The sequence below is a fragment of the Streptosporangium sp. NPDC002524 genome, from assembly GCF_040295985.1.
GTDB lineage: Bacteria > Actinomycetota > Actinomycetes > Streptosporangiales > Streptosporangiaceae > Streptosporangium.
This window is the reverse complement of record NZ_JBEOWK010000012.1, coordinates 223,246-237,556: the sequence shown is the minus strand read 5'-3', so window position 1 is coordinate 237,556 and position 14,311 is coordinate 223,246. Positions and strand designations below refer to the sequence as shown.

Sequence of the window (14,311 nt, the reverse complement as noted above, 5' to 3'; positions counted from 1 at the left end):
TCATCTCGCCCCCGTAACGAGCAGAAAGCCTCGCCGTTTAGGAGAGCGGCGAGGCTTTCTCGTGTGCGCTCTGCGGACGACAGTAGGCCCGAATGCCCCGGACGCTTCGCGAGTTCCAGGGCATGGCGGCTGGAAGTGCCGTTGAGGTTATGTGTCCCCACAAGCATGCTGCTGCTTGATGCGTCCACGCCTGCGAGCGTCGGAGATGGTGGAGGCCAGCTCGCGACCGTGTTGCATGACGGTAGTCACGAGCCATTGAACGTCTTCCTCGTCCAAGCTTCTAAACACATCCGGGGGAACGAGGATTGGGACCATCACGACGTTCGCATCCTCAGGGGCCTGCACATGGTCGATGGAGGCGTCATCCTCGGCTGCGCTCGGTGCGATCAAGCCAAGTTCCAAAATGCTCGTGGGGTATGACATCGGCCATCCCAACACCTCAGCGACGGCATTCAGGCTGGTCAAGCTGATCTGCTTGCCGGACTCCAATCTCTGCCACGTGTTATGAGAGAGATCGGCTAACTCTGCGGCGGCCCGCTGTGTGGGGATGCCTAACTCGCGGCGACGGTTTCGGACCGCTTGCCCGAGGAGAGCTCGGTGGCGGTTGGCCACTGATCTTGGGTCTTCGTGATGTGACACGGGTGCTCCGGTGGTGGAAAGAAGGAGGGGTACTCAAGATCGTTCTATGAGTTTTTTCCACGTTTGGTAGCAAATGTACCGTAATAGACGGTATTCCTATGCGGATCTATCGCGACCCAGCCGGGACAGTGTGGCTGATCGCGTATCATGCAACACCCAATTCGATCATGATGATGTCGGATTGCAACCCGATTGGTGTTCCTGGGGCAAAGAGGAGTAAGATCCACCACCAAGAGCGCATGATCCACAGGGGTGCACCGTGAGCAAGCTCGAACGGGAAACCCTGCGCACTTGTCTCGAACCGTGCCTAAAAAGGCAAGGCGCCCAGGTGTCCTACCACCAGGGCGCCTCAGGTTCCTAACCAGCAACCAGCAGATAGGAACGGATGTCTTGACCGACATTACTACGCCGTATGGAAGGCCGTCCGGCGAGCCCCCGGATTCCCCCTTCGACTCCATCCGCCACGTCGACGACTACGGGCGCGAGTACTGGCTCGGCCGCGAGATGCAGCCCCTCATGGAGTACTCCCGCTGGCATGAGTTCGCGGCCGTCATCGAGAAGGCGAAGTCGTCTCTCGCCTTGATTCAGGGCGATGAGCAGGCAGAGCATCACTTTGGCATCTGCCACAGTGATGGGGGCCGCTGGGGCAAGCAGCAGCTCGACGACTTCCAGCTGACCCGTTTCGCCGCCTACCTCGCGGCGATGGCCGGCGACGACACCAAGTCGGCCGTCGCCCACGCCCGCGTCTACTTCGCGGTCCGCGCCCGGGAGGCCGAGCTGGGCGCCCTGACCGTCGAGGAACTCCGCCGGACCGCGCTCGCCCGGGCGCGGGAGATGACCGACTACAAGATCTTCCGCGACATGATGGTGGAGAACGCCACTGACTACGTGCCCAGCACCAAGGCCAGCCAGATGTTCTTCGCCATCATGCAGAACCGGCTCTACCGGCACGTCACCGGCATGAGCGCCGCCGAGATCAAGAATGCCCGAGAGATTTGCCACTGGCCGGGCCGGGAGACCGGCAAGATGCAGCCGGCCAAGAAGGACCGGGACATCGCGAAGAACTACCTGACAGTGGGCGAGCTGAAGAAGCTGGACCGGCTCGTTGGCCGCCTGTGCCTGCGGGCCGAGGACATCGCCGACGACGGACTCAGCCTGACTCTGGCCGCCTGGGAGGGGCTCGTCGACGCCGAGCTCATGGTGGGGGTTCAGCAGGGAGCCGTCGCCTGACCAGGAACCTCCGCGAAGTAGTCCACACATGAGAGCGCCCCGTCCTCTTCGGAGGGCGGGGCGTTCTTTGTGCGCAGGGAAGCTCCTCATCAGGGCGGGAACAACAGCTGTGGCCCATACGTCACACCGGCATGCTCAGCGTCGAGAAGAGGTCACAGCGCACCGTACGAGTGTGCTCCTCAATCCAGTACGAGCAGCAAACGATCTGTCCGTCATGCTCAGTGCCCGCGATTTTCCCAAACCACAGATTGGGAACCTCAGCCTCGCGCTGCACATTCTTGTACGGATCCGCCTGCCGCTCCATGATCCATGGCAAAATCGCCCAACGAACATGGTCAAGAGCGGCCGACGCTGGCTCGTTCTTCTCCCACAGCTCTAACCGTTCCATGAACCCCACCAGCGTCCAGCTGGCCCCGGCGTTAACCACGGGCGGCCAGCTTCGCGCGAAGCGCATCCAGATCATCAGGTTGCAGTGGATCGGCCAAGCGCTCTTTGGCGTCGCTGAGCCACTTGGTGACCTCGTCAGAGTCCAGCACGACGTCATCGTCTTCGTCGCCGGCCGCCGAGGCGAAGTACTCCTCGATCCAGGCGGGTTCGATGCGGGCGCTTTCGCGGGGCCGTCGTTGGCTGTCAGCTCTCTGCCATGGACTTTCGCTGTGGGTCAAGTGTTCAAGATCCTGACCACTGAGGGCGCCGTAGCGGCTGATCACGTAGCCGATGGTGTTCAGTTCGGACTCCCCCAGCGGCGGCGGGTCGCCCTCCACGGGGATACCGCCAGGGCCGCTGTCTTTCTCCTCACGCCAGAGGCTGCCGACGACGGGTCCCATGTCCCAGGCGGAGATCGTCTCGCTGAAGAGCGGCTTGCCGAAGGCGGCCAAGTGGTGCCCCTGGCAGTAATAGAGGAGCTTGTGAAGCTTTTTGGTGGTGAGTCCTGGGAGACGTTCGCGGAGTGCCGAGGCGACGGCGTGGGCTGAGGCGGGCATGGCGTCAGGATACGTTTCATGCCCGGTGGGGTGAAGGTTCTTGGTCATTCTTCGTTTCCCGAACATAGGTTCCATTATGGCTGCTAGGTGCGACAATTCCTCACCTGGGGTCCAGGTAATCCCCACCATCCGTAAACCTCTCGCGGCCCCACATGATCGCCTCCTGGCTCGGCCTGGGGTCCATGACGCCATGTTCGCCGCCAGTGCTGATCGTCCGCAGGAACCTGTAAGAACCGGTCTTCCGTACGCCGCGAAGTCCGAACCCACTCGCGCGGGGCCCGTGCCCGCTGGGCTGATCCACGACGAAGCCCCGCCGCTCCGGAGAGCGGCGGGGCTTCGTCATGTGCTGGGGTCAGGGGATGTGTCGCCCGACCGAGTTGGCCAGCACGGTATCCGGCGCCGAGCCGTCCGGCAGGTTAGAGGAAAAGGGGCCAAAGGGCGTCTGTGAACCCGCAGGACCGTGGCGCTGGCCAGCGCCACGATTTGGAGCTGTCGCCGCTCTTCTGAGATCCTCGGGCGGGGGACCGGGGGAGACCGAGGGGGGACCGGCAGGAACATACGGCGCCGGTTCTGAGCGGAGATTCCGACACGAAATGAACCAGTAGGCCCCTATCTACCAGCAGGAACGTGCCGGGACGGCATCACCCATCACCGCCCGGCACGCCTTCTAACGCTCTTGTAAACTGTAGGTCAGGGGTTCGATTCCCCTCGTCGGCTCGCAACGAAGGGCCAGGTCAACCGGCATACGGTGACCTGGCCCTTTGATCGTTGAGAGGGCTTTCCGCCCTTCCGTGCCACCCGCGTGCCATCGGCCTTCTTCGTGGCCGTCTTGCGTGCCTTGTCTGGAGCCTCCGCGATGGTCCTGTCGCGGTCCTGACCGGCGTGCTGGTAGATCACCGCCTCAGGGAAAACTCACCCCGGAGGCGGCCGAGCTGTTTGAGCTACGTGTCTACGACGAGACTGATCCGCTTCAACATCCTCATCGTGGACGGGACCACCTGCGTGGTCCAGCCCTACCTCCCGCACGCTCGTGGAGTCGACTCACCTACCATCGTGATCGACGACAACACGGCCGCCGATGGGCTGTTCCCCGTCTTCGGCCAGGTGTTCACCTCGATGTGGGAGCGGAGCAGCCCCGTATGGCCGTCGACGCCCGCAGACTCCTGCCGATCGCCGAGCAGGCCGTCACCATCGCCGGCGAGATCGTGAAGACCCGCCTGCCCGGCGCCGTCACCGCCAAGGGCGATCGAGACATGGCCACCGAAGTGGACTACGCCGTGGAGCACGCGGCCCGTGACTTCCTGAGCCGGGAGACACCCGAGATCGGATTCGTCGGCGAGGAGGAAGGGGCTAAAGCCGTTGCCGAAAGCGGCCTCAAGTGGGTACTCGACCCGGTCGACGGAACCGTCGACTTCCTACATGGGCTCCCGTTAGCGGCGCTGCGGGCCGCCGCCGCGCGTGCGGCCTGGGGGCCGTTCTCGCGCGCGGCCCGCCACTCGGGCCGCCCATCACATCAGCCATCTCCCAGCCGTACACGTTCCATGATGTCGATCACGTAATGCACGACGTCATCGACACGATTCGTGCCGCCGAAGATCATGGGGTCGACACCCAACGTGGGATCAAACCGCGCCGCGTGGATTACGACCGGCAGGTTGATCCCTCTCGCGCGGAAAGTGTGGAGCATCTTGATCCCGGCCTGACCATCCATCTCTCTATGGATGTCGCTGATCACGAGGTCGTACGCATTCCGTTCGAGGTGCGCCAAAGCCTCATCCGTTGAAGTGACCTCGTCCACCACCATGCCCAGCTGCCTGAACAGTGCGGTCAGATATGAATTTCCTTCTGGGAGATCATCCACCCAAAGTATCCGGCCACCCTTGAGATACACGGCCGCGTGGTCCAGCCTTCGGATAACCGCCTGGCGATCTGCGCGACTGACCAGTGGCTCTGTCTCCTCCTGCCCGCTGCTTTCGACGGCCTTGGTCAGCAGTCGCTCAACCTCCGCGAACTCGACCTCGACAACACCTAACGCCCCGATCTTCGTCATTCGCGGTAGGGCTTCCCTGAGTGGTTTCCGTAAGCCCAAATACACCACGAATGCAAAAACCACCCAGAGCATCGCTGGAACCATGTCGATCAGCTTGCCCCACAACGCTTCGGACACGAGACCTCCGAAAATTCAACACCGTCCATTCCCTCCGAGGAATAGCACCCTAAATAGGGGACGTATTGAGTAATCGAGATCCGTTACATCACTGTGCCTCCGGCGGGGATACTCGGCTCCGGAATGATCGACGTTGCACCACGAAGGCCGTAATGAGTTCAGGTGGAAGCCGGATCTTCCCGCCTGCCACGTCCCAGGCGAGCCCAACATCTCGACTCCTCCGGACCAAGGCCGTCTGTGACCGTTGGCATCTCAATGGCCGAAGAACGTCTACCGGCCGGCGTACACGCGAAGACGGCCTGGGTTCTGTCCCACGTTCGACGGAATCCGAGAACTTCGACAGCTCGTCTCACCCGGGCTCGTCGCGCTCGCGGAATGTCAGATAGCAAACGAGCGCACACACCGTGAGCACGGGTACTCCGACCAGGATCGGCGCGGTCAGCCCCCAGCCGGCCGCGATGAACCCGCCGCCGAGAGCACCGAGAGGCGCCACGCCCATCACGATGGTCATCGACGCGCTACTGATCCGGCCAAGCAGTTCAGGCGGAGTGAGCCGCTGGCGAAGCGTCCGGGCCGCGACTGCCCACACCCCGAACGCGCCGCTCGTCATCACCAACCCGGCGGCCGCGACAAAGGCCGATGTGGTGAGCCCGAGCGTCAGTTGTCCCACCGCGGCACAGGTGAGGCAGCCTGTCAGAACCGCGGTGGATCCGATCGAGCGCGTGAGACGTGCGGCGAGGTAGCCGCCCGCCAGACCGCCTACGGCGCCCACACCCAGTAACCCGCCGTAGGCCCACGCGGGCAGTCCGAGAGTCTGATCGACGTAGAGCACGAAAATGGGGAACCAGGCGCTGTCCGTCAACGCGAACAGGGCGCCCAGTACGACAAGGGTGCGCAAACGCCGATGACGCGCCAGCCACCGCAGGCCCGCACGCGTGTCAGTCAGTATCTGTCTCTTGGAGGTGAAGGATGTGGCCTTCTGCGCGAACACGTTCGGCAGGCTGAAGATCAGGGCCGCCGCCAACGCCAGCGTGCTGCCGTTGACCGCGAACGGGAGCACCAAGGCGACACCGAACAGATATCCGCCGAGCGGTGGCCCCACCAGCTCGTTGCCCGCGACCTCGGCGTTGACCAGACCACCGTTGGCCCGATCGAGATCGGCATCGCTGACCAGGGGAGGAAGGAGCGTCGCCGTCGCCGTATCGCGCAAGGTCTCTCCGACACCGCACGCGAACGCCACCGCGTACACCACGGCGATATTGGCGACGCCGAAAGCGAGCGCGATCACCAGGACGAGCAGCAGCAGCACACGTGTCACATCGACGAGAACCGTCAGACGACGCTGATCGTAACGATCGACAATGGTTCCCGCGAACAACCCGAACATCAACCATGGGCTCTGACCGGCGACGGCCACACCGGCCACCACGACCGGGTCCGAACTCATGACCGCCGCCAGCAACGGCAAAGCCGCCATCCGGATTCCGTCACCGAGGTTGGACAGCGCCGTCGCCAACCATAAACGGCGGTATGCCGGTCCTAAAGATGTCGAAGTCATGGCCACCTCCGGCTCAGGATCCTTTCAACGGCGGACTTGATCGCCAAGCCCGCTGACACGCCTCCGGCGGCGGCACTCCGGCTCCGGGGTGATCGTCAATGGAAGTGAAGGCCGGGGAGCCAGGCAGCCTTGCGGGTCCTGTCCCGTGTCCGGCGGAACCCGAAGCGCTTCAACGGCTCCGCCGATGGGACGACTGCTCGAGCGGCGGCGCGCCTCGCCGCCGTACCCGGCCCCCTGCGGCCCGCCGTACCCGTCGAATGCGCCGATCCCGGCGACACGCCGTCGCGGGCCGTGCCGTTCCACCAGGCAGCGGCTACTCACAGGGTGAGATCGCGGCGCCATCTGTACAGAGTGATGTCCTGGCCCCCGCGCTCAAAGGTGACCGGCTCGTCGTCGGCCAGGTGAAAGCCGGTAGCCCGCGCTACCGCGACGCTTGCCGCGTTTGCCGGATCGATCCGTAGAACCAGCCCTCGCATCCCGAGCGAGGTGCGGGCGTAGTCGGCCATCAGCTCGACGGCACGGGCCGCCAACCGCTCTCCCCGGTGCCGAACACCGATCGCGTAAGCGAGTTCGGCCACCCCGGGCTCGTCGGCCGTACGGAAGAGCAGCACCTCTCCTTGTGCTTCACCACCATCCCTGGTGATCGCGAGTTGCATGCCGCGATCAGCGGCACGCGCTCTCCGCGCCTGAGCCAGGTACTCCCGAGCGGCGTCGAAGTCGAACGGCGAACGGAGCGGAGTCCAGCGAGCGACCTGCGGTTCGTCGAAAAGGACGACCATGACAGGAAGGTCCTCGTCGGTCCACTCACGGAGGTGAATCCCGAGGTCCGACAGCCTGACATCGGAAGGAAACCGGCCTTCGGTGCCGTCCAGCGCTGTCATGAAGGTGATTCTGCTTGAGAACGCATCCTGTGATCAAGCTTTTGGAGACTCCTCGGGCCGGCGAGGAAGGGCCGCAGCCGGTACAGCCCCCACGATCGACGGCGCGTTGAACGCCGCCGAGGTCGCCCGAGTTCTCCTCCCCGGCGGCCGGCTTCTCACCCAGCGGGTCGGCATCCACAATGATCTGGAACTGGACATCGCCCTTGGCGCACCTGCCCGTACGGCGTCTGGCGGTTACTCGTGCCGAGGGGGTGTCTCGGACGGTGAGGCCGAGGGCTCCTGGTCGAAGGTGATCACGATGTATCTGCCGTTGGCGTAGCTGACCACGGGCCGCTGGAGCATGTCGCCCACGGTGCGGGCGACCCTCTGCCACAGCTCCACCATCTCCGGGGTGTCGGCGGTTATCCTGAACCGCCCTTCGGCGACGAGGCTCTGGGCGACCAGGGAGGCGAAGTTCGCCTCGCCCCGGGTCTTCTCCTCCTCGGTGAGAGGGGTGCGTCGGGGCGCGAGCCGGGCGCCGAGGGGGTGGGTCATCGCTGATCTCCTTGTGATCGCCGGCTTCCCAGCATGCCATCCGCGCCTTCCACCGGCTTCCTCCGCTGCGAGTTCACGAGCCGAAATGCGGGGTCGTCGCCGGTGCGGAGATCGGGCCCGGTGGTCGTCAGGCGGATCGGCCGGTGTGGGGGTGCCGTTATGACGGTGGCTCGATCTCTCGTTCCCGCTTCGTGCGCTTGAGTACGTACAGCAGGGCGTCGGCCTGCTCCCGTTGCTGTTCCGCGCGCTTGAGTGCGAGCAGTCGTCCCGACAGGAGGCCCCCGGGCAGCTTCGCGGTCAGGGCGAGGAGGAGGGGCACAGTCAGACCGAGAAGCAGGGGGGTGAACCCTGAGGAGGGATCGAGCTGTTCGAGCAGCCACATGAGTACGAAGGTCACTCCAAGAGCGATCGCCAGATCGCGGAGGAGGAGAAGCCAGAGCTTGGGATGTCTCCTCATCAGGCGGGCGAAGTCTCGAAAACCCACGCGACCGGCGAGGTCCTTGCGCAGCCATTCGGTGACCGCGTATCGCCTGGAAATCGGCTTCGCCACGACACCTCATTTCGCAGGAGCGGGGGAATGAGCGCACCACTCTTTCCGAGTGCAACGAGAACATTCCCTGACCGTTCGCGCAAGGAGCCGAGGTCATAACCGTCGGCCGGGTGGCCGGAGTCGCGGCGGTGGTCCGGCCGGACGTCGGGGGTGTCCGCGCGGAAGCCGGTCTCGTGGGTCTCGCCAGGCTGGAGCTTCATCGAGGGGCCCGTCGTCTTTTCACCCTTTCACCGCGTTTCCTCGTGGCGGCCCCGTGCCGTCGGCGGGCGCGTGGGGCCGGGGTGGCCGGAGCTCCGCGTGGCCGCGACGATCCTGCTCAGGACGGTTGGGTGATCCCGATTCTCGATCTTCCGTGAGCCTCGCCAAGGGGCGGTGACGGGGTTCGGTGAGGCCCGCGGTATGCCGCAAGGGGCGCGAAACGGTTGCTTCCCTCCCCAGGGGCCTCTCGCGTCGGCAGATCGGGGAGGGCAACCCTGTGGATTCGCCGCGTACGGGTGGCTCTTCGTCACATACTGAGACGCTAGATAAGCGGAAAGTGACCGACGAGGGGCGCGGCGGTGACAGTGACGATCCTCCAGCGGGTCCGCACCGAGCGGGGCGGCTGCGACATCACGAGCACGGGGCGGGGTGGCCGTGACATCACGAGCACGGGGCAGTGCGGCCGTGACATCACGAGCGAGGAGGCGATCCGGTCCGACGTCGACGTCACCGTGATCGTCCCCCTCCACAACTGCGGACCCTATCTCGACAGGTGCCTGACCTCGCTGCTGATCCAGCGCGTCGCCCTGGAGGTGGTGGTCGTCGACGACGGTTCCACCGACGGCGGTGCCGCGCTGCTCGACCTGTACGCCTCCTGCCACCGCGGGGTGATCCGCGTCGTCAGGCAGGAGGCGTCCGGCGGCGCGGGGCGCCCGCGCAACGTCGGGCTCTCCCACGCGCGCGGCAGATACGTCTTCTTCTGCGACGCGGACGACTATCTCGGCCCGCAGGCGCTGGAGCGAATGCTCGCGATGGCCGACCGCAACGGCTCGGACATCGTGCTCGGGAAGATCGTCGGGCACGACCGCAAGGTGCCGATCTCGATGTTCAAGGAGAACGCCGAGCGGGTGCCGCTCGGCGACAGCGCGGTCTACAACAGCCTGAGCTGCTTCAAGCTGTTCCGCAGGGAGATGCTGGAGCGGCACGCCATCCGGTTCGACGAGACGCTCCTGGTGGGGGAGGACGTCGTCTTCACCACCCACGCCTACTGTCACGCGGACGTGATCTCAGTGGTCGCCGACTACGACTGCTACCACCTGGTCGCCCGGCCCGACGGCACCAGCATCATGCAGCGGCAGGGGAGCCGCGACCCGGTCTCCTGGCTGCGGATGATCAGGCGGCCGATCGAGCTGATGCTCGCCCACGTGCGTCCCGGGGATCTCCGCGACCACCTCCTGCGGCGCCACTTCCGGATGGACGCCTTCGGCAACCTCGGCAGGCCCTTCCTGGACGCCGGGGAGGTCGAGCGCAAGGAGATCGCCGCCGAGGTGGCCGACATGTGCGAGCGGTGGCTGACCGACGGGGTCCGCGAGCGGCTCCCCGCGATCGACCGGAGCCGGATCGCCGCGCTGCAGGACATCGACCGGCTGGTGCGGCTCGCGCACATCGAGTCGGCCTCGGTCCGCAGGGAGCTCACCGCGCTCCGCTGGGAGCGCGAGCGGGAGGGGCGGCTCGCGATCTCGGGCAAGGTGGCGCTGAGCACGCTGGAGCGCTACGACCGCCCGGAGATCACCGGCGGGGACCTCGCCCTGGTGCTGCGGCGACGGCACGTCGACCCCGGCCCGTCCGACGAGGTCGTGGTCCCGGTGACCGGCGACTGCGCGGGGTTCACCGGGATCGTCGACGTCACCACCCTGTCCTCCGGCATCTGGGACGTCCACGTGAGCGTCGCCTTCGAGGGCGTCCCCCGGCTCGCGCGCCTGGGCGCCGACGGGGAGGGGCTGGTCGCGCCGCCCATGCCGCGCGTGGTCGGCGAGGTCGTCGCCCTCCCGTACTTCACCCATCCGTACGGCAACCTCAGCCTCGACATCGGCGGGCACGTGGTCGCGGTGCCGGGCAGCGCCAGGCTGGTACGCGCCCGCTGGGCGGCCGGGCACCGGCTGGTGCTCGACGGCGAGGTCAGCGTGGGCGCGGCGGCCCCGGCGGCCGACGCGGTGCGCTACCTGGTCTGGCGGGAGCGCGAGTCGAGCCGGGAGCGGCGCGAGCCGGTCACGGTCGGCGAGGGCGGCAGGTTCACCGCCTCCCAGGCGATGGGGCGGCTGGCGCCCGGCACCTGGGACGCCTACCTGGAGCTCGACCTGGGCGGGCCGCCCGCGCGCTTCAGGATCGAGGCGGTGCCCGAGGTGATCGAGCAGCCGCGCACGTGGTGGCGCGGCGCGATCCGCTGGAGTGTCAGGCCCTACGCGACGGCGGGGAAGGGGCGGCTCAGCACGGTGGTCCGCACCCTCGGCCCCAGAACTTTCATCAGACGTATCGTTCGTTAATGCCACATTCTTGCAACTACAAGCCCATGGCCTAAAGTTGAGGGCAAATCCGCACCTCGGAGGCTTGTAGTGCACGTACCCGATGGCTTTTTCAACGCCGCCGTCTCGGTGTCGGCGGGAGTGGTCGCCGCCGCGGGCGTGGCCGTCTGCCTGCGCGGCGCCCGCCGCGAGCTCGACGACCGTACCGCTCCGATGGCCGGGCTGGTCGCCGCCTTCATCTTCGCGGTCCAGATGCTCAACTTCCCGGTCGCCGCGGGCACCAGCGGCCACCTCCTCGGCGGCGCGCTCGCCGCGATACTCGTCGGCCCGTACACGGCGGTGTTGTGCGTGGCCGTGGTCCTCCTGGTGCAGGCGTTCTTCTTCGCCGACGGAGGGCTGACCGCGCTGGGCGTCAACATCACGCTGATGGGCCTCGTCGCCGTGCTGGTCGGGTGGGGTGTCTTCCGCCTGATCACCCGGAGCGTACGGAACCGGGGGGCCGTGGTGGCGGCCGCGTTCGTCGCGGCGCTGGTCTCGGTGCCCGCCTCGGCGCTGGCGTTCACCCTGCTGTTCTGGGCCGGCGGCACCGCGCCCATCGAGATCGGCACGGTCGCCGCGGCGATGGGCGGCGTACACCTGCTCATCGGGGTGGGCGAGGGCCTGATCACCGCGGTCACCGTGAGCACCGTGCTGGCGATCCGGCCCGACCTGGTCTACGGCGCCCGCGAGCTCGTCACGCCGCTGGTCCTGCGCGGCGCGGACGGCGACGTGACCGTCACCCCGGAAGCCTCGAAGCCGGTCACGCCGGTCGCCGCCCGCCGTCCCGGCTGGTTCCTGCCCGCCGGGATCGCGACGGCGGCGCTGCTGGCGGGCGTCGTCAGCTTCTACGCCTCCTCCTCGCCCGACGGCCTGGAGTGGGTCGCCGAGGACAAGGGCTTCAGCGACCAGGCGACCGACCACTCGCTGGGCGAGCAGCCGCTCGCCGACTACGGCGACGTGGGCGGCATCCCGGTCGGCGTGGCCGGGGTGATCGGCGTCGGGGTGACCCTCGCCGTCGGCGGCGGGGTGTTCTACGCCGTGCGCCGCCGCGAGGACGGCGGCACCGGCACGGACGACAGCGACAAGAAGGTCTCCGTCTAGTGGGATCGGGCCATCACCACCAGCTGCACCGGCCGGGCGACACGCTCGTGCACCGGCTGCCGCCCCAGTGCAAGCTGGCGGCGGTGGCCGGGTTCGCCCTGGTGGTGGTCGCGACCCCGCGCGAGTGGTTCTGGGCCTTCGGGCTGTACGCCGTGCTCCTGGTCGCCGTGGCGGCCCTCGCGCGCGTCCCGGCGGGGTTCGTGCTGCGGCGGATGGTGGTCGAGGTGCCGTTCGTGGTGTTCGCGCTCGCCATCCCGTTCATCGGGTTCGGCGAGAGGACGACCTTCATGGGCCTCTCGCTCAGCGTGGCGGGCCTGTGGGCCGCCTGGAACATCCTGGCCAAGGCGACCCTGGGCGTGGTCGCGAGCGTGCTGCTCGCGGCGACCACCGAGCCCCGGCTGATCCTGCTGGGCGCACAGCGCCTGCGGCTGCCGCCGCTGCTGGTGCAGATCGCGATGTTCATGCTCCGCTACATGGACGTGATCCTGGACGAGATGCGCCGGATGCGGGTGGCGAGGGAGTCGCGCGGGTTCGTGGCGAGGGACGTGCGGCACATCCCGGTGATCGCCAGGTCGGCGGGGGCGCTGTTCATCCGCTCGTACGAGCGGGGCGAGCGGGTGCACCTGGCGATGCTCAGCCGGGGCTACACCGGGTCGATGCCGGTCATCCAGGATCTCTCCGCCGCTTCGCGGCAGTGGCTCGTCGCCGGTATGTTGCCGGGTGCGGCACTCGCCGTGCTGCTCGGGAGCTGGGGGTTCGCGTGACGGTGTCGTCCTCACAGCCGGTGCCCGCCTCGACCCCGCCTTCGCCGCCGCCCTCGCTGGAGGTGAGCCGCCTGGCGTACGCGTACCCCGACGGCACGCAGGCGCTGTTCGGCGTGGACCTCCGGGTGGAGCGCGGCGAGCGGGTCGCGCTGCTCGGGCCGAACGGCGCGGGCAAGACCACGCTGGTGATGCACCTCAACGGCATCCTCACCGCCGGGCACGGCACGGTGGCCGTGGCGGGGCTGCCGGTCGGCAAGGGGTCGCTCATGGAGATCCGCAGGCGGGTCGGGCTCGTCTTCCAGGACCCCGACGACCAGCTCTTCATGCCGACCGTCCGCGAGGACGTGGCCTTCGGCCCGGCCAACATGGGGGTCGCGGGCGAGGAGCTGCGGCGCCGGGTCGAGGACGCGCTGGAGCGCGTGGGCATGCTGGAGACGATCGACCGGCCGCCGCACCACCTTTCCTTCGGCCAGCGCCGCCGGGTCGCGGTGGCGACCGTGCTGGCGATGGAGCCGGAGATCCTCGTCCTCGACGAGCCGTCGTCCAACCTAGATCCGGCCTCCCGGCGCGAGCTCGCCGAGATCCTCAGGGGGCTCGACGTGACCGTTCTGATGGTCACCCACGACCTGCCGTACGCGCTGGAGCTGTGCGAACGCTCGCTCATCCTCTCCGGGGGCGTCATCGCCGCCGACGGTCCGACCCGCGAGATCCTCGCCGACGCGAGCCTCCTCGCCGCCCACCGGCTGGAGTTGCCGTACGGTTTCGCCGCGCCCTGACTCCGGGGTCTCCGGTGCCCGGGTCACGGGCGCGGGAGTGTGGTCGGCGCGAACTTGCTGTGAACAATCGCGCATGACCTCGCGTGGAGTGACGGCGAAGTAAAGTAGGTCTGCCCTTCGGGCGCGAGGAGGACTGATGAAGCTACGGCTGGCTCGCCGCGCCGTCGGGGACGCCGTGGTGGTGGCTGTCGAGGGCGAGCTCGACCTGTTCACCGCTCCCTTCCTGCGGGACGAGGTCCGTGACGCGATCAAGCTGGACGGCGCGCGGCTGGTCCTCGACCTCACCGCCCTGTCCTTCATGGACTCCAGCGGCCTCTCCGTGCTGATCGAGGCGTGGCGGCTCGCCACGAGCGAGGGCGGCGGGGTCTCGCTGGCGGCTCCCCAGGCGCCGGTGGCCCGGATCCTCCGCACGACGGGGCTCGACCGGCGGATCAAGGTCTATCCCGACGTGAGCAGCGCCGTCGGGGAGATCTAGAGGGGATCAGGGGGAGGTCCGGCCGCACCGGCCATGGGCGTGCCATGGGTGTCGGTGACGGAGAGTTTTAGCCACCCCCAGTAGAACTTCATTCGGTCGGCGCGTTAAAGTCC

General features: G+C 67.3%; 16 protein-coding genes. 8 read left to right on the top strand and 8 right to left on the bottom strand.

The genetic code is table 11. The features are described from left to right. Positions 1-147: 147 nt before the first annotated feature. A complete protein-coding gene (locus tag ABT053_RS22415) occupies positions 148-612 on the bottom strand; it encodes a helix-turn-helix domain-containing protein (protein ID WP_350971020.1) in 465 nt (154 codons plus the stop codon). A 417-nt stretch (positions 613-1,029) separates the two neighbouring features. On the opposite strand from ABT053_RS22415, the gene rhuM reads away from it, so the two are divergent. After that, entirely contained in the window at positions 1,030-1,869 is an 840-nt protein-coding gene (gene rhuM / locus ABT053_RS22410) for a RhuM family protein (protein ID WP_350971019.1), read from the top strand. A 121-nt stretch (positions 1,870-1,990) separates the two neighbouring features. Here the strand turns inward: rhuM and ABT053_RS22405 are convergent, their stop codons facing one another. Together ABT053_RS22405 and ABT053_RS22400 are read right to left on the bottom strand one after the other, a co-directional pair. Beyond that, positions 1,991-2,332: a hypothetical protein gene (locus tag ABT053_RS22405; protein WP_350971018.1), complete on the bottom strand. Its 342-nt coding sequence runs from the start codon at positions 2,330-2,332 to the stop codon at positions 1,991-1,993. Continuing rightward, positions 2,289-2,900 carry a Panacea domain-containing protein gene (locus tag ABT053_RS22400; RefSeq protein WP_350971017.1) on the bottom strand — a complete coding sequence of 204 codons (612 nt, stop codon included), beginning with the start codon at positions 2,898-2,900 and terminating at the stop codon, positions 2,289-2,291. Before ABT053_RS22400 ends, ABT053_RS22405 begins: the two co-directional genes overlap by 44 nt. Positions 2,901-3,734: 834 nt before the next feature. On the opposite strand from ABT053_RS22400, the gene ABT053_RS22395 reads away from it, so the two are divergent. Further along, a complete protein-coding gene (locus ABT053_RS22395; RefSeq protein WP_350971016.1) occupies positions 3,735-4,061 on the top strand; it encodes a DUF5919 domain-containing protein in 327 nt (108 codons plus the stop codon). Then, positions 3,992-4,411, top strand: coding sequence for an inositol monophosphatase family protein (locus tag ABT053_RS22390; RefSeq protein WP_350971015.1), 420 nt, complete (start codon positions 3,992-3,994; stop codon positions 4,409-4,411). The genes ABT053_RS22395 and ABT053_RS22390 overlap by 70 nt, the downstream gene beginning before the upstream one ends. On the opposite strand, the gene ABT053_RS22385 is transcribed toward ABT053_RS22390, so the two are convergent. The 5 genes from ABT053_RS22385 to ABT053_RS22365 all read right to left on the bottom strand — a co-directional run bounded on the left by ABT053_RS22385 (position 4,366) and on the right by ABT053_RS22365 (position 8,542). Next, positions 4,366-5,019, bottom strand: coding sequence for a response regulator (locus tag ABT053_RS22385; RefSeq protein ID WP_350971014.1), 654 nt, complete (start codon positions 5,017-5,019; stop codon positions 4,366-4,368). The two genes, ABT053_RS22390 and ABT053_RS22385, sit on opposite strands and share 46 nt — an antisense overlap. Before the next feature lie 349 nt (positions 5,020-5,368). Continuing rightward, positions 5,369-6,577, bottom strand: a complete 1,209-nt coding sequence (locus ABT053_RS22380) for an MFS transporter (protein ID WP_350971013.1) — start codon at positions 6,575-6,577, stop codon at positions 5,369-5,371. Between the two features lie 317 nt (positions 6,578-6,894). Further along, positions 6,895-7,458, bottom strand: coding sequence for a GNAT family N-acetyltransferase (locus tag ABT053_RS22375; RefSeq protein WP_350971012.1), 564 nt, complete (start codon positions 7,456-7,458; stop codon positions 6,895-6,897). A 234-nt stretch (positions 7,459-7,692) separates the two neighbouring features. Continuing rightward, positions 7,693-7,992, bottom strand: coding sequence for a hypothetical protein (locus tag ABT053_RS22370; protein ID WP_350971011.1), 300 nt, complete (start codon positions 7,990-7,992; stop codon positions 7,693-7,695). A 157-nt stretch (positions 7,993-8,149) separates the two neighbouring features. After that, the gene (locus ABT053_RS22365) at positions 8,150-8,542 is read right to left on the bottom strand and encodes a hypothetical protein (RefSeq protein ID WP_350971010.1); all 393 of its coding nucleotides are present in this window, start codon (positions 8,540-8,542) and stop codon (positions 8,150-8,152) included. A 557-nt stretch (positions 8,543-9,099) separates the two neighbouring features. On the opposite strand from ABT053_RS22365, the gene ABT053_RS22360 reads away from it, so the two are divergent. From ABT053_RS22360 to ABT053_RS22340, 5 genes are all read left to right on the top strand, one after another. Then, complete coding sequence (locus tag ABT053_RS22360) at positions 9,100-11,064, top strand: glycosyltransferase family 2 protein (protein WP_350971009.1); 1,965 nt, start codon at positions 9,100-9,102, stop codon at positions 11,062-11,064. A gap of 69 nt (positions 11,065-11,133) precedes the next feature. Then, the gene (locus ABT053_RS22355; protein ID WP_350971008.1) at positions 11,134-12,183 is read left to right on the top strand and encodes an energy-coupling factor ABC transporter permease; all 1,050 of its coding nucleotides are present in this window, start codon (positions 11,134-11,136) and stop codon (positions 12,181-12,183) included. Then, positions 12,183-12,947, top strand: coding sequence for a cobalt ECF transporter T component CbiQ (gene cbiQ / locus ABT053_RS22350; RefSeq protein ID WP_350971007.1), 765 nt, complete (start codon positions 12,183-12,185; stop codon positions 12,945-12,947). Before ABT053_RS22355 ends, cbiQ begins: the two co-directional genes overlap by 1 nt. Positions 12,948-12,949: 2 nt before the next feature. Next, the gene (locus ABT053_RS22345) at positions 12,950-13,723 is read left to right on the top strand and encodes an energy-coupling factor ABC transporter ATP-binding protein (protein WP_350971006.1); all 774 of its coding nucleotides are present in this window, start codon (positions 12,950-12,952) and stop codon (positions 13,721-13,723) included. A gap of 136 nt (positions 13,724-13,859) precedes the next feature. Continuing rightward, complete coding sequence (locus ABT053_RS22340; RefSeq protein ID WP_344750334.1) at positions 13,860-14,198, top strand: anti-sigma factor antagonist; 339 nt, start codon at positions 13,860-13,862, stop codon at positions 14,196-14,198. Positions 14,199-14,311: the final 113 nt, after the last annotated feature.

Bases quoted from the DNA above. Each gene is read 5' to 3' on its own strand.
- ABT053_RS22405 (WP_350971018.1), bottom strand. From the start codon at position 2,332: ATGATCTGGATGCGCTTCGCGCGAAGCTGGCCGCCCGTGGTTAACGCC.
- ABT053_RS22400 (WP_350971017.1), bottom strand. From the start codon at position 2,900: ATGACCAAGAACCTTCACCCCACCGGGCATGAAACGTATCCTGACGCC.
- ABT053_RS22390 (WP_350971015.1), top strand. From the start codon at position 3,992: ATGGCCGTCGACGCCCGCAGACTCCTGCCGATCGCCGAGCAGGCCGTC.
- ABT053_RS22380 (WP_350971013.1), bottom strand. From the start codon at position 6,577: ATGACTTCGACATCTTTAGGACCGGCATACCGCCGTTTATGGTTGGCG.
- ABT053_RS22375 (WP_350971012.1), bottom strand. From the start codon at position 7,458: ATGACAGCGCTGGACGGCACCGAAGGCCGGTTTCCTTCCGATGTCAGG.
- ABT053_RS22370 (WP_350971011.1), bottom strand. From the start codon at position 7,992: ATGACCCACCCCCTCGGCGCCCGGCTCGCGCCCCGACGCACCCCTCTC.
- ABT053_RS22340 (WP_344750334.1), top strand. From the start codon at position 13,860: ATGAAGCTACGGCTGGCTCGCCGCGCCGTCGGGGACGCCGTGGTGGTG.